A 14133-nucleotide genomic window follows, 5' to 3' on the forward strand; every position below is an offset into this window, starting at 1 on the left:
ACGAGTAATATGATTCATTCACTCTATCAATTAATTAATAAGGGTTCGTTTCGAACCCTTTCATTTATTTTAGCGCTAGGATTAACAGCCGTATTTTTCTTTAATGTTGATAATTTTTCAACATTGTTACGAAATGATTCTCCTTGGTGGATTTTGATGATCTTTTGGGGATTGATTACGGCTTGGATTCATGGAATCGGATTTGAAATTAAAAGCGTAATTTGGAAATTAATTTTCTTACCTTATATTGCTTATATCATTATATTGATTAGTGCTGTAGAGCATTTTTATTTACGAGGATGATTTTTTTCTTCGGCATATTGCTTATCTAAAAAACAGGTTCTAAAATATCCGACCTATTGCGGTGGGCAAAGCTTAATAATGTCAGAAAAAACCTTCTATCTTCCCGTTCGAGTGTATTATGAAGATACTGATGCTGGTGGCGTTGTGTATCATGCTCGTTATTTGCATTTTTTTGAGAGGGCTAGAACAGAATATTTGCGAGCGTTAAATTTTACGCAGCAAACTTTATTACAAGAACAACAACTCGCGTTTGTTGTCAAATCGCTCGCTATTGATTATTGCGTTGCGGCAAAACTGGATGATTTACTCACGGTAGAAACAGATGTCATAGAGATAAAAGGTGCAACAATCCTTTTTGAGCAACGACTTATGCGTGATACGGTGATGTTATCAAAGGCTACAGTCAAGGTAGCCAGTGTTCATCTTGGCAATATGAAACCTGTGGCGCTTCCTAAAGAAGTAAAAGCTGCGTTTAACAACCTAAAATAAACTTTTCGGAGTATGCAATGACTGCAGAATTGAATTTTTTAGATCTTTTTCTAAAAGCAAGTATTGTTGTTCAACTTGTAATTGTGATTTTGATTTCATTCTCAATTATTTCTTGGGCAATTATTATTCAACGTAGCCGAATTTTAACGGCAGCTTTAAAAGAAGCGAATACTTTTGAAGACCGTTTTTGGTCTGGTGAGGATTTGAATAAGCTATATGAAGGATTATCAAATCGTCGTGATATTTTAACGGGTAGTGAACAGATTTTCTTTGTTGGTTTCAAAGAGTTTTCTCGCTTGAAACAAGTGAATCCTGATGCGCCTGAGGCGATTATTAAAGGAACTACGCGAGCAATGAATCTTACAATGAATCGTGAAGTTGAAAGCCTTGAAAGTCGCGTACCATTTTTGGCTACAGTAGCTTCTGTTAGCCCTTATATTGGTTTATTCGGAACTGTTTGGGGTATCATGCACGCTTTTATGGCATTAAGTGGCGCTAAACAAGCAACTTTACAAATGGTTGCTCCTGGTATCGCTGAGGCTTTGATTGCTACTGCAATCGGTTTGTTTGCTGCGATTCCGGCTGTAATGGCTTATAACCGTTTAAGTTTACGCGTGAATGCTATCGAACAGAATTATGGTAACTTTATTGATGAATTTACGACGATTTTACATCGCCAAGCTTTCGGCAAAGCACCACACTAAAATATAGAAAAAATACACCGCACTCTTTCGTTAAGTGCGGTGAAAAATAAGAGAGATTTGAATTATGGCTCGTCGTCAGCGTAAAGATATTAAATCTGAAATTAATATTGTACCGTTTTTGGATGTATTATTAGTGCTTGTGTTGATCTTTATGGCAACCGCACCAATTATTAGCCAAAGCGTACAAGTGGAATTGCCGGATTCAGTGCAAAGTCAAAATGTATCTAATGAAGATAAAGTGCCGGTAATTCTTGAAGTTTCAGGGATTGGACAATATGCGATTTCTATTGGCGGAGAACGTCAAGAAGGGTTAACGGAAGAAATGGTGACACAGTTATCTCGACAAGAATTTGATAAAGATAATAACACACTATTTTTAGTGGGTGGAGCTAAGGAAGTTCCCTATGAAGAAGTGATTAAAGCACTTAATCTGCTCCACCTTGCTGGAATTAAATCTGTTGGTTTAATGACAAACCCAATTTAACTAAGTAGGTAACCGTGCAAAATAATCGACAAAAAAAAGGCGCAAATGCATTTGTTATTTCTATAGTGATGCACCTTGTTTTGTTTGGATTGTTGATTGTCAGCTCTTTCTACCATACAGTTGAAATTATGGGTGGTGGCGAAGGTGATGGTGATGCTATGGGGGCAGTAATGGTCGATACTGGCTCTGCAGCGCAAGAATGGGGTAGAATCCAACAACAGAAAAAAGGGCAAGCGGATAAACAGAAACGTCCAGAACCCGTTGTTGAAGAAAAACCGCCACAACCTAATCAAGAAGAGATTAAGCGTCAACAGGAAGTTCAACGACAAGAAGAGTTAAAACGTCAGCAAGAACAGCAACGTCAGCAAGAAATAAAAAAACAACAAGAGCAAGCTCGTCAAGAAGCGTTGGAAAAACAGAAGCAAGCTGAAGAGGCTAAGGCTAAACAAGCTGCTGAAGCTGCAAAATTAAAAGCAGATGCAGAGGCTAAACGTTTAGCTGCAGCAGCAAAACAAGCTGAAGAAGAGGCGAAAGCTAAAGCAGCAGAACTTGCAGCACAAAAAGCAAAGCAAGAGGCAGAAGCCAAGGCAAAAGCTGAAGCCGCTGCTAAAGCAAAAGCTGATGCTAAAGCGAAAGCAGAAGCAGATGCCAAAGCTAAAGCCGCTGCTGATGCTAAGGCAAAAGCTGAAGCCGATGCAAAAGCTAAAGCCGCAGCTGATGCTAAAGCAAAAGCTGATGCAGAGGCGAAAGCTAAGGCTGCTGCCGATGCAAAAGCTAAAGCAGATGCAGCAAAACGAAAAGCGGACCAAGCCAGTTTAGATGATTTCTTAAATGGCGGAGATATTGGTGGCGGTAGTGCATCTAAAGGCGGAAATGCGAATAAAGGTGGAACTCAAGGTAGCGGTGCTGCTCTTGGTTCTGGCGATGGTGGCAAAGTAGGAGATCAATACGCTGGAGTAATTAAGAAAGAGATTCAACGTCGTTTCTTAAAAGATCCAAGTTTTGCAGGAAAAGTTTGTCGTATTAAAATTCAATTGAGTCGAGATGGAACAATCTTGGGATATCAAAAAATTTCAGGTCCTGATGATATTTGTACAGCTGCATTAAGTGCGGTGGCTAGAACGAAAAAAGTTCCAGCAGCCCCATCGGATGCTATCTATGAGAAATATAAATCGCCAATTATTGATTTTGATATTCGATAATTCTTTAGAAAAATTTATTGTTAAATTTTAAAGGTAATAAAATGAAATTATTAAAACGTTTAGTGAGCGTATTAGCGATTGTACTTGCTGTTGCAAACAATGCATTCGCTGATGATGAAGTTCGCATTGTAATTGATGAAGGGGTTGATGGTGCACGTCCTATAGCTGTTGTGCCGTTTGCTGGATCTGCACCAGAAGATATTAGCAAAATTGTTGCTGATGATTTACGTAACAGCGGTAAATTTAATCCTATTGCAGTATCTCAGATGCCTCAACGTCCAACTTCAGCAGCAGAGGTAAATCCTGAAGCTTGGTCTAATATTGGAATTGACGCAATTGTGGTCGGACAAGTTGTTCCATCTGGTAATGGTTATAGTATTACTTATCAATTAATTGACACCGTTGGTGCATCAGGTACGCCTGGAGCGGTATTAATGCAAAATAGCTATACAGTGACAAATAAATGGTTACGCTATGGTGCTCATACTGTTAGTGATGAAGTTTTTGAAAAATTAACTGCGATCCGTGGTGCATTTAGAACTCGTATCGCTTATGTTGTGCAAAAAAATGGTGGTTCACAGCCCTATGAAGTTCGTGTTGCAGACTACGATGGCTATAATCAATTTATCGTAAATCGTAGCTCTCAACCAATTATGTCACCAGCTTGGTCTCCAGATGGTCAACGTTTAGCTTATGTGTCTTTTGAAAATAAAAAATCACAACTTGTTGTACAAGATTTAAATTCTGGTGCTCGTAAAGTGGTAGCATCTTTCCCTGGTCATAATGGTGCACCAGCATTTTCACCGGACGGTTCACGTTTAGCGTTTGCCTCTTCGCAAGATGGACTATTAAATATTTATGTGATGAATTCTCATGGTGGTACACCAACTCAATTAACTCGTGGGGCAGGTAATAATACTGAACCATCTTGGTCACCAGATGGTAGTTCAATTCTTTTTACCTCTGATAGAGGTGGTTCACCACAAGTTTATCGCATGAGTGCGAATGGTGGTAGTGCAACGCCTGTTGGTGGTCGTGGTAGTGCACAAATTAGCGCTGATGGTAAAACCCTTGTGATGATTAATGGAAATAATAATGTAGTTAAACAAGATCTCACATCTGGTGCATCAGAAGTACTTAGTACGTCTTTCTTAGGCGAAAGTCCAAGTCTTTCACCAAATGGAATTATGATTATTTATAGCTCTACACAAGGCCTAGGAAAGGTGTTACAATTGGTTTCTGCAGATGGTCGCTTTAAGGCGAGCCTTCCAGGAAGTAATGGCCAAGTAAAATTTCCAGCTTGGTCGCCATACTTAACTAAATAAAAAAACTCATTGAGGAGAAATCTAATGAACAAATTTGTTAAATCATTATTAGTTGCAGGTTCTGTAGCTGCATTAGCAGCTTGTAGCTCATCTAACAACGATGCTGCAGGCAACGGTGCTGGTCAAACTTTCGGTGGATACTCTGTTGCTGATCTTCAACAACGTTACAACACCGTGTATTTCGGTTTTGACAAATACAACATCGAAGGTGAATACGTTCAAATCTTAGACGCACACGCAGCATACTTAACAGCAACGCCATCAGCTAAAGTATTAGTTGAAGGTAACACCGACGAACGTGGTACTCCTGAGTACAATATTGCGTTAGGTCAACGTCGTGCTGATGCTGTTAAGGGTTACTTAGCAGGTAAAGGCGTAGAAGCAGGTAAATTAAGCACTGTATCTTACGGTGAAGAAAAACCAGCAGTTCAAGGTCACGATGAAGCTGCATACTCTAAAAACCGTCGTGCAGTGTTAGCATACTAATTTTTAGTATTCTTAATACTAATCAGGAACAGGGTCTATCAAATGATAGGTCCTGTTTTATTTTCTGATTATAATTTACTCACTCATAGAAAAAAGATAAATTTATTCTTGCATATAAAAATAAACTAGATATGATGGACACTCTTTATTTTTATGGGTCGTTAGCTCAGTCGGTAGAGCAGCGGACTTTTAATCCGTTGGTCGAAGGTTCGAATCCTTCACGACCCACCAAATAATTACTCATATTACATCTCTAAAATCTAAATCAATACTTCTTCCATGCGTCAGATTATTAGTGTCTATTTATCTTCTATAACTAAGAGTCTTATCATTAAATCCTTTCTAAAAAAAGATTATGAATTGATTATGTTTAGCGGCTTCTATTTAAAATTATTTATATTATTGTTCAAACATTCTCTCTTGCTCTACTCACCCCTCTTTTTTACTGTCCACAATAATCAACAATACTTTCAAAATCCTCTTCTCTATTAATATAAAGAATTCTGGCTCCCTGTATTACTAATTAATATCAGAGTAACTATTTTGAGACTTAAGCTTGCTCTCAATTTCAATGAATTTAAGACTTATAAATAAATTTAATTAAAAAATCCCAACCTAGGTTGGGATTTAAAAATGACTAAAGATTCTACCGCACTTTATGCTTTGCTTACTTCAAAACGTTCAAATGCCAATACTTTTTTCTCTAATTTACGTAGCAATAAAGTCGCAATACCCGTAATAATTAAATAGATGCCTCCCGCAATGCCGTAAATTGTCAGTGCATCATATTCTGTACCATAAAGTTGGCGAGCATAGCCCATAATGTCCATAATTGTAATAGTGGAGGCTAATGCCGTGCCTTTAAATACCAAAATAATTTCGTTACTGTAAGACGGCAAAGCACGTTTTAAGGCATAAGGAATTAAAATTTTTAAAGTTTGTATGCGGTTTAATCCTAATGCTGCACAACTTTCCCATTGTCCTTTTGGAATGGCTTTCACTGCACCATGAAATAATTGTGTGGAGTAGGCTGCACTGTTTAGCGCTAAAGCTAATGCTGCACAGAACCAGGCATTGGATAAGAGATACCATAATGGGCTGTCAATAATCCACTGAAATTGGCCCGGCCCCGCATAAATTAAAAAGAACTGAACTAACAGTGGCGTGCCAGTGAATAAAGTAAGGTATAAATTAATCGCTCTTTTTACCCATTTATTTTCCATTGAAAGTAAAAAAGTGAGAAATAATGCCAAACAGAAGGCAATCTGTAATGATACGACTGTAAGCAACAAACTCGTTGGAATCCCTTGTGCGATCACGCTTAAATATTCTTGAAACATTATTTCACGCCCCTTTCAAAACGAGTAAAACGTAGCTCTAATTTTCGAATACCAACTTGGCTAATTAATGTTACCGCTAAATAAATTAACGCAGCAATACCGTACCAAGTAAAGGGTTGATGTGTATTGGTATTAATCAGATCCGCTTGGCGCATCAAATCGTCCACACCAATCAATGAAACCAATGCTGTATCTTTTAGTAATACAAGCCATTGATTGCTTAAACCTGGTAAGGCATGACGCCATACTTGTGGCATGACAATGTGGATGAACGTATAACTTTTGCTTAAGCCTAACGCCGCACCAGACTCCCATTGACCTTTCGGAATAGCTTGAATTGCGCCGCGTAATGTTTGTGAAGCATAAGCTGCAAAAATGAGAGAAAGCGCAAATACACCGCAGCCAAATGCCCCAAATTCAATGTATTCTCCTGTTAGCATTTCTACTAATTCAGTGGAACCAAAATATACGAGTAATACAACGAGAATTTCAGGTAAGCCACGCAATAAGGCAATGAATACTGCCGTTGGTTTTCCAACAAAACGATTTGCTTCAAGTACGGCAAAAATTAGGCTTAAAAATAACCCTAGGATTAATGAACAGACCGCAAGCCCTAAAGTCATTAGGGCTGCGGTAAACATTAAAGAAAGAAAATCAGAACTCATAGATTATTTTGTCATCCATTTATCATAGATTTTTTGGTATTCACCATTTGCTTTAATTGCAGCTAAACCTTTGTTTAATTGCTCCGCTAATTCTTTATTTGATTTATGCATTGCAATGCCTAAACCATTACCAAAATATTTTTTATTTGCTACCTTTTCGCCTACAAATTGCATTTCTGGTTCTTTGCTAATCATATCTGCAAGTACTGCGGTATCACCAAAAATCATATCAATTCTACCGCTCTTTAAGTCTAAAATTGCGCTCTGTAAGCTAGCATAAGCCTTAGTTGTATATTGTTTGGTTTCTGCTACTGTGTATTGTTGGAATGTGGTTCCATTTTGAACGCCAACATTTTTTGCACTTTCTAACGTTGCTTTTCCTTTAAGGGTTACATAGCTTGCAGTGCTATCGTAATATGCATCAGAGAATAAAACCTGTTTTGCTCTTGCATCGGTAATATCAATAGCGGAAATGGATGCATCAAAGCGTTTTGCTTTTAAATTTGGAATTAATGCATCAAAAGCTTCGCCTTTGAATTTACAGGTTGCTTGGATTTCTTTACAAATTGCATTCGCCACATCGACATCAAAACCAATAATCTCGCCTTTTTCATTTGTGGTTTCAAATGGTGGATAGCTAGGTTCCATTGCAAAAGTAAGCTCTTGTGCGCTTGCTGTTACGGATGCGCCGAATAAAATTGCAGTTAATAATGTTTTTTTCATAATAAAATCCTTATTCTCTAGTGAGAAAGATATTGTTTAAATTGTTCAGTTTTCGGGTTTTCAAAACAATCTGCCGAGCCTATTTCGACAATTTTTCCCTGTTCCATATATACTACTTTCGTTGCTACTTTTTGTGCAACATTGACTTCGTGGGTCACAATCACCTGAGTAATGCCGGTTTCTTGTAATTCTTTAATAATATCTACAACTTGTGCCGTAATTTCAGGATCCAATGCAGCCGTTGGTTCATCAAATAGTAGAACTTGTGGCTTCATCATCAGTGCGCGGGCTATTGCAACACGTTGTTGCTGACCGCCTGATAAGTGTAATGGAAAGCGATCTGCAAATTGTTCTAAACGTAAACGTTTTAACAACTCCATTGCATCTGCTTTGGCTTCATTTTCACTTACGCCACGCACTTTCATTGGCGCTTCAATTAAGTTTTCAATAACAGTTAAGTGCGGCCAAAGGTGATATTGTTGAAATACCATTCCTACATCTTGGCGTAATTGTCGGATTGCTTTGGGATTTGCCATTGCATTGGATAAATTAAAATCATTATTTGCAATACTTAATTCGCCAGATTTTGGTACTTCTAATAAATTTAATGTGCGAATCAATGTGCTTTTACCTGCGCCACTTGGGCCAAGCAATACAACGGTATCACCCTCATTAGCTTCAAGATTAATATCAAATAATGCTTGAGATGAACCGTAAAAGAAATTTAGATTTTTAACACGAATAGTCATTTCAATTTTCTCGTCTTTTAAGATGAAAAAATATTACATTTTTATGAATAATTATGCAAGTGGTGTGAATAAAAAATCCCAAAAAAATTTGGGATTTTAGAAATTCGATTGAAATCAACCGCACTTTAAGCTTCTTTAGCCATTTCAAACTCAATTAACATCATTAAAATATGAATGACTTTGATATGGATTTCTTGAATACGATCTGCATAACGGAAATGTGGTACACGGATTTCAACATCTGCTAATCCAGCCATTTTTCCGCCGTCTTTACCTGTCATCGCAATAACTTTCATGCCTTTTGCTTTTGCAGCTTCAATGGCGTTTAAAATGTTTTTTGAATTGCCAGAGGTTGATAAACCGAATAACACATCACCTTTTTGACCCACCGCTTCAACATAGCGTGAAAAGACATATTCATAACCAAAATCATTACTTACACAGCTTAAATGACTTACATCTGAAATCGCAATAGCGGGGTAGCCAGGACGATTTTCACGATAACGACCCGTTAATTCTTCTGCAAAATGCATCGCATCACAGTGCGAACCGCCATTACCACAAGAAAGCACTTTGCCTCCTTGTTTGAAGCTATTTGAAATTAATAATGCGGCTTCTTGAATTAATTTAATGTTATTTTCATCAGAAATAAATTTGTTTAACACATCTTGTGCTTCCACAAGTTCTGCTTTGATTTGCTCTAAATACATTGATTGCTCCTTGTTGGGAATAAAATCGCGATGGCATTGTATAGCAGATAAACATTCTTCGCTAGCGTAAATAAAAATTCATCTTTTCCCGATGAAGTGATGATTTTTGCGATTTAGATCGTAATAGTGAATTTGCGTGCTTTTAGATTATTTCAGATACACTTATTCTGAGGAAAATGAACAGTACTAAAATTTACAAAAATATCATGAAATTTTACTGCACTTTATTACTTTTCTTCGTGAGTTCTTTTACTTTGTCTAGCCCAGATTTAATGCTTCTTCATACTTACGATAATCAATCAATAGAAGGTTGGGTCATGTCTGAAAAATTAGATGGTGTACGAGGTTATTGGGATGGAAAGCAATTATTAACCAGGCAGGGGCAACATTTATCTCCTCCAGCCTATTTCATTAAAGATTTTCCGCCTTTTGCGATTGATGGTGAACTATTTAGTGAGCAGAATCATTTTGAGGAAATTTCATCAATCACAAAATCCTTTAAAGGCGATGGTTGGGAAAAACTTAAATTATATGTTTTTGATGTCCCTGATGCAGAAGGCAATTTATTTGAGCGTTTAGCTAAATTGAAAACGTATTTACTTGAACATCCAACAACTTATATTGAAATTATTGAACAAATTCCAGTGAGAGATAAAGCGCATTTATATGAGTTTCTTAATCAAATAGAATCTTTGAAGGGGGAAGGCGTCGTTGTTCGAGATCCTAATGCACCTTACGAACGAAAACGTAGCAATCGGATTTTAAAATTAAAAACGACTCAAGATGAAGAATGTACGGTCATTGCACACCATAAAGGCAAAGGACAATTTGAAAATATGATGGGCGCTTTAACCTGTAAAAATCATCGGGGAGAATTTAAAATCGGTTCGGGTTTTAATTTAAGCGAACGAGAAAATCCCCCTCCGATAGGATCTGTGATTACTTATAAATATCGAGGTCTCACGAGTCGTGGAAAACCTCGATTTGCAACCTATTGGAGAGAGAAAAAATGAGCCTATTTATAAATCTGACAAAATGAATTTAATCAATATGGAAACAAGCGATTAATTTGCCATCAGTATATTGTTCCAAGTGCGGTTGATTTTCACGACATTTTTCTGTCGCTTTCCAACAACGAGGATTAAATGCACAGCCTTTAGGTGGATTAATCGGACTTGGCAATTCGCCCGTTAGCTTTATACGTTCACGGCGCAAGTTTGGTGACAAACGTGGCGTTGCTGAAAGTAACGCTTTGGTATAAGGATGTTGAGGATTAGAGAAAATTTGTTCTGTTGTTCCTTTTTCGACACAACGACCTAGATACATTACCATCACTTCATCAGCGATATGTTCTACCACAGAAAGATCGTGTGAAATGAACACGTAAGACAAGCCTAATTCATCTTGTAAATCCATCATTAAATTGAGTACTTGCGCACGCACGGAAACATCCAATGCAGAAACAGGTTCATCGGCAACAACAACATCGGGATCTAACATTAAACCACGAGCGATGGCGATACGCTGACGTTGTCCGCCAGAGAACATGTGAGGATAACGATCATAAAATTCAGCACGCAACCCTACTTTTTCCATCATTGATAAAACTGTTTCTCGACGTTCTTTGGCAGAAAGTTTTGTATTGATGATCAATGGTTCTTCCAAAATTGAACCAATTTTTTTACGTGGATTTAATGACGCATAAGGATTTTGGAAAACTATTTGAATTTTTTTACGACGTAGCGCCTTTGTTTCGGAATCATTTTCTAAAAAATTGTGCCCTTTGTAATACAATTCGCCTTCGGTTGGTTGTTCAATCATGGTTAGCAAACGCCCTAGCGTTGATTTTCCACAACCTGACTCCCCCACGATAGCTAAAGTTTTACCTCGTTTAAGCTGAAAAGAGACACCATCTAACGCTTTTACTTGCTGTGGTTTTGCAAACAAGCCTTTTCTTACAGGGTAATATTTTTTTAAGCCAATCGCATTTAATAATGGCGTATTTTCTTTTACTTCATTCGTCATTATTAAGCTCCTTGATATTCAACAGGATTGCCTTGCTCGTTCAGCGGAGTATGGCATTTTACTTTACGTGAACCGATCTGATGCAATAGAGGTTCGACTTGGCGGCAATATTCAGTGGCATAAGGACAGCGAGGATTTAATAAGCAGCCTGTTGGGCGATCGTATTTTCCAGGTACCACACCTTGTAACGACGCTAAGCGAGATTTTCCTTCTGCAAATTCAGGTAATGAGCGTAACAAGGCCTGAGTGTAAGGATGTTTTGGCTCGCGGAAAATATCTTTTGCGGTGCCTTCTTCAACGATTTGTCCCGCATACATCACGATAATTCGATCTGCAGCTTTAGCAACAAGCGCAAGATCATGGGTAATCAAAATCAGTGACATGCATTCTTTTTTCTGCAATTCGAGTAAGAGCTCCATAATTTGTGCTTGAATGGTTACGTCCAATGCAGTAGTTGGCTCGTCAGCAATCAATAATTTAGGTCTGCAAGCTATTGCCATCGCAATCATCACACGCTGACTCATTCCGCCAGAAAGCTGATGGGGATAAACATCAATCCGAGATTCAGGATCAGGAATACCGACCAATCTTAAAAGCTCTAAAGTGCGGTCTTTTCTTGCCTTTTTTGTACCGCCTTCATGAGTTTTTAACGCTTCCATAATTTGGAAACCCACAGTATAAGCTGGATTCAAGCTTGTCATTGGATCTTGGAAAATCATCGCAACATCAGCACCAATAAGCTGGCGTTTAGCTTTACTCTCTAAAGTGAGTAAATTTGTGTTTTCAAATTGCAAGTATTCTGCAGATACACGTCCTGGATGATCAATTAGCCCCATAATTGCGAGAGAACTCACAGATTTACCTGACCCCGATTCTCCCACAATGCCAAGCACTTCACCTTGTGCGACTTGATAGCTGATGCGATCCACTGCTTTAAATGGCGTATTTTTATCGCCAAAGTGAACAGAAAGTTCTTTTACGTCTAATAATGCCATTCTGTTTTCCTATTGTTTGAGTTTCGGATCAAGTGCATCACGCAAGCCATCACCCATTAAGTTAAAGGCGAGCACTAAAGATAAAATAACTAAGCCAGGAATTGTAACCAACCAGTTTGCTGCTTGCATAAAACCACGTGCTTCTGAAAGCATTGTGCCAAGCTCAGGTGTCGGTGGTTTTGCTCCAATGCCTAAGAAACCAAGTGTTGCGAGTTCTAAGATTGCATTAGAAATCCCCATCGTCATTTGCACAATCAAGGGTGCTAAACAGTTGGGTAAAATCACAATAAACATGAGGCGAAGAACACCTGCGCCAGCGACTTTAGAGGAGGTGACATAATCACGATTTTTTTCATTCATCACCGCTGCTCGAGTTAAACGCACATAGCTAGGAATTGATACAACGGCGATCGCTAAAGTGGCATTGGCGAGTGATGGCTCTAAAATAGAGACGACTACAATCGTCAAGAGTAAGTTTGGAATCGCGAGCATAATATCAATTAGGCGAATAATAATTGTATCTAGCACACCGCCATAATAGCCAGAAATCAAGCCAAGGCTAGTACCAAAGGCGCAGGATAGCAATACGATAACAAATCCCGCAAAGACAGAAATTCGCGTTCCGTAAATGATGCGAGAAAGGATATCTCGCCCAATATCATCTGTTCCGAGTAAATAGGCAGGATTGCCACCTTCATACCAAGCGGGAGGCAGTAAAAGTGCGGTACGATTTTGTTCTGTTGGATCAAAAGGCGCAATATAAGGTGCGAAAATGCTGATTAAGGCAACAATCACAATGAAGGTTAAACCGATTAGCGCGCCTCGGTTTTGTTTGAAGTAAAACCAAAATTCTTGTAAGGGCGTTTTCGGCGCGAAAGTTGAAGGCGTGTCAGACATAATCTCTCCCACAATTAATGACGGATACGCGGATTGACCACGCCGTAAAGTAAATCGACGGTTAAATTCACCACAATAATAATCGTCGCAATAATCAGTACAGAACCCTGTAATACTGGATAATCGCGCGCTTGAATCGCATCAATAATCCATTTTCCAATTCCCGGCCATGAAAAAATGGTTTCTGTGAGTACGGCACCGGAAAGCAATTGACCAACGATTAATCCTACCACAGTGACAACAGGAATTAACGCATTACGCAATGCATGAACAATGACGATTCGAGTATAACTTAGGCCTTTTGCCTTTGCCGTGCGAATGTAATCTTCGCCTAATACTTCCAACATCGCAGAGCGTGTCATACGAGTAATAATAGCGAGAGGAACTGTGCCTAGGACTATTGCAGGAAGAATTAAGGATTTAACCGCATTTTCGAAGGCTCCGGGCATACCAGAAAGCCAGCTGTCAATGAGCATAAATCCTGTTGGTGTATCGATCCAAAATTCATTATCTAAACGTCCGCCTTGCGGTAAACCGAGTTGTGGTGAAACATATAAAATTAAAATCAATCCCCACCAGAAAATTGGCATAGAATAACCTGTGAGCGATGCAGCAGTAACTGTGTGAGAAATCCAACTATCTTTTTTTACTGCTGCAATCGTCCCTAAAATCACCCCGCCTAATAACGACCAAAATAACGCAAAAAATGCCAATTCAGCTGTAGCAGGGAAAAGTGTAAAAAATTCAGTAAGAACAGGTTGTTGAGTGCGGAATGACGCCCCAAAATCACCTTGTAGCACTTTAGCAATATAATGAAAATATTGTTCATGCAAAGGAAGATCTAATCCTAATTGATGCATCATTTGTTGATGTATTTCAGGTGTTAAGCCACGTTCCCCCATCATTATTTCAACTGGATCGCCAGGAATAAAATGCACAAGGGCAAACGTGATAAAAGTAATGGCAATAAAAGTTGGAATTACCATTAAGATACGTTTGAAGAAAAATTTAAACATTCAATCACTCAAATACAAAA

The 14133-nt window shown here is 38.4% G+C and carries 17 protein-coding genes and 1 tRNA gene; 9 read left to right on the plus strand and 9 right to left on the minus strand.

The genetic code is table 11. From position 1 onward, the window contains the following. Nucleotides 1-9 precede the first annotated feature (9 nt). The 8 genes from ybgE to KP712_RS05105 all read left to right on the plus strand — a co-directional run bounded on the left by ybgE (nt 10) and on the right by KP712_RS05105 (nt 5224). Nucleotides 10-303, plus strand: a complete 294-nt coding sequence (gene ybgE, locus KP712_RS05070) for a cyd operon protein YbgE (protein WP_111407603.1) — start codon at nt 10-12, stop codon at nt 301-303. Nucleotides 304-381: 78 nt separating this feature from the next. Further along, nucleotides 382-792 carry a tol-pal system-associated acyl-CoA thioesterase gene (ybgC, locus tag KP712_RS05075; protein ID WP_111407604.1) on the plus strand — a complete coding sequence of 137 codons (411 nt, stop codon included), beginning with the start codon at nt 382-384 and terminating at the stop codon, nt 790-792. A gap of 17 nt (nt 793-809) precedes the next feature. After that, the gene (tolQ, locus tag KP712_RS05080) at nt 810-1496 is read left to right on the plus strand and encodes a protein TolQ (protein ID WP_111407605.1); all 687 of its coding nucleotides are present in this window, start codon (nt 810-812) and stop codon (nt 1494-1496) included. Nucleotides 1497-1560: 64 nt separating this feature from the next. Then, nucleotides 1561-1980, plus strand: a complete 420-nt coding sequence (gene tolR, locus KP712_RS05085; RefSeq protein WP_005634116.1) for a colicin uptake protein TolR — start codon at nt 1561-1563, stop codon at nt 1978-1980. Between the two features lie 14 nt (nt 1981-1994). Then, nucleotides 1995-3182 (plus strand): cell envelope integrity protein TolA, encoded by a 1188-nt coding sequence (gene tolA, locus KP712_RS05090; RefSeq protein WP_140450230.1) that lies wholly within the window; start codon nt 1995-1997, stop codon nt 3180-3182. 41 nt (nt 3183-3223) lie between these two features. Further along, entirely contained in the window at nt 3224-4507 is a 1284-nt protein-coding gene (gene tolB, locus KP712_RS05095) for a Tol-Pal system beta propeller repeat protein TolB (RefSeq protein WP_111407607.1), read from the plus strand. A 24-nt stretch (nt 4508-4531) separates the two neighbouring features. Beyond that, nucleotides 4532-4993, plus strand: a complete 462-nt coding sequence (gene pal, locus KP712_RS05100) for a peptidoglycan-associated lipoprotein Pal (RefSeq protein ID WP_048953946.1) — start codon at nt 4532-4534, stop codon at nt 4991-4993. 155 nt (nt 4994-5148) lie between these two features. Next, a tRNA-Lys gene (locus KP712_RS05105) sits at nt 5149-5224 on the plus strand. 425 nt (nt 5225-5649) lie between these two features. Here KP712_RS05105 and artM read toward each other — a convergent pair. The 5 genes from artM to lpcA form a co-directional block, all read right to left on the minus strand. After that, on the minus strand, nt 5650-6333 hold the full coding sequence (gene artM, locus KP712_RS05110) for an arginine ABC transporter permease ArtM (protein ID WP_111407608.1): 684 nt from the start codon (nt 6331-6333) through the stop codon (nt 5650-5652). Next, nucleotides 6333-6998: an arginine ABC transporter permease ArtQ gene (gene artQ, locus KP712_RS05115; protein WP_048952864.1), complete on the minus strand. Its 666-nt coding sequence runs from the start codon at nt 6996-6998 to the stop codon at nt 6333-6335. The genes artM and artQ overlap by 1 nt, the downstream gene beginning before the upstream one ends. Before the next feature lie 3 nt (nt 6999-7001). Further along, entirely contained in the window at nt 7002-7721 is a 720-nt protein-coding gene (locus KP712_RS05120; RefSeq protein ID WP_046950422.1) for a lysine/arginine/ornithine ABC transporter substrate-binding protein, read from the minus strand. Nucleotides 7722-7738: 17 nt separating this feature from the next. Next, complete coding sequence (gene artP / locus KP712_RS05125; RefSeq protein WP_048952863.1) at nt 7739-8470, minus strand: arginine ABC transporter ATP-binding protein ArtP; 732 nt, start codon at nt 8468-8470, stop codon at nt 7739-7741. Nucleotides 8471-8595: 125 nt separating this feature from the next. Then, the gene (lpcA, locus tag KP712_RS05130) at nt 8596-9180 is read right to left on the minus strand and encodes a D-sedoheptulose 7-phosphate isomerase (RefSeq protein WP_065265332.1); all 585 of its coding nucleotides are present in this window, start codon (nt 9178-9180) and stop codon (nt 8596-8598) included. 206 nt (nt 9181-9386) lie between these two features. On the opposite strand from lpcA, the gene KP712_RS05135 reads away from it, so the two are divergent. Further along, nucleotides 9387-10193 carry a DNA ligase gene (locus KP712_RS05135; RefSeq protein ID WP_111407609.1) on the plus strand — a complete coding sequence of 269 codons (807 nt, stop codon included), beginning with the start codon at nt 9387-9389 and terminating at the stop codon, nt 10191-10193. 28 nt (nt 10194-10221) lie between these two features. On the opposite strand, the gene KP712_RS05140 is transcribed toward KP712_RS05135, so the two are convergent. From KP712_RS05140 to KP712_RS05155, 4 genes are read right to left on the minus strand one after another with little or no spacing between them, the layout of a single operon-like run. Then, the gene (locus KP712_RS05140) at nt 10222-11205 is read right to left on the minus strand and encodes a peptide ABC transporter ATP-binding protein (RefSeq protein ID WP_111407610.1); all 984 of its coding nucleotides are present in this window, start codon (nt 11203-11205) and stop codon (nt 10222-10224) included. A gap of 2 nt (nt 11206-11207) precedes the next feature. Further along, nucleotides 11208-12200 (minus strand): dipeptide ABC transporter ATP-binding protein, encoded by a 993-nt coding sequence (gene dppD, locus KP712_RS05145; RefSeq protein ID WP_111407611.1) that lies wholly within the window; start codon nt 12198-12200, stop codon nt 11208-11210. A gap of 9 nt (nt 12201-12209) precedes the next feature. Further along, entirely contained in the window at nt 12210-13097 is an 888-nt protein-coding gene (locus tag KP712_RS05150; RefSeq protein WP_005634958.1) for an ABC transporter permease subunit, read from the minus strand. A gap of 14 nt (nt 13098-13111) precedes the next feature. Then, entirely contained in the window at nt 13112-14113 is a 1002-nt protein-coding gene (locus tag KP712_RS05155; RefSeq protein ID WP_005625756.1) for an ABC transporter permease subunit, read from the minus strand. Nucleotides 14114-14133: the final 20 nt, after the last annotated feature.

Source organism: Haemophilus sp. SZY H68 (assembly GCF_018829685.1).
Taxonomy (GTDB): domain Bacteria; phylum Pseudomonadota; class Gammaproteobacteria; order Enterobacterales; family Pasteurellaceae; genus Haemophilus; species Haemophilus haemolyticus_K.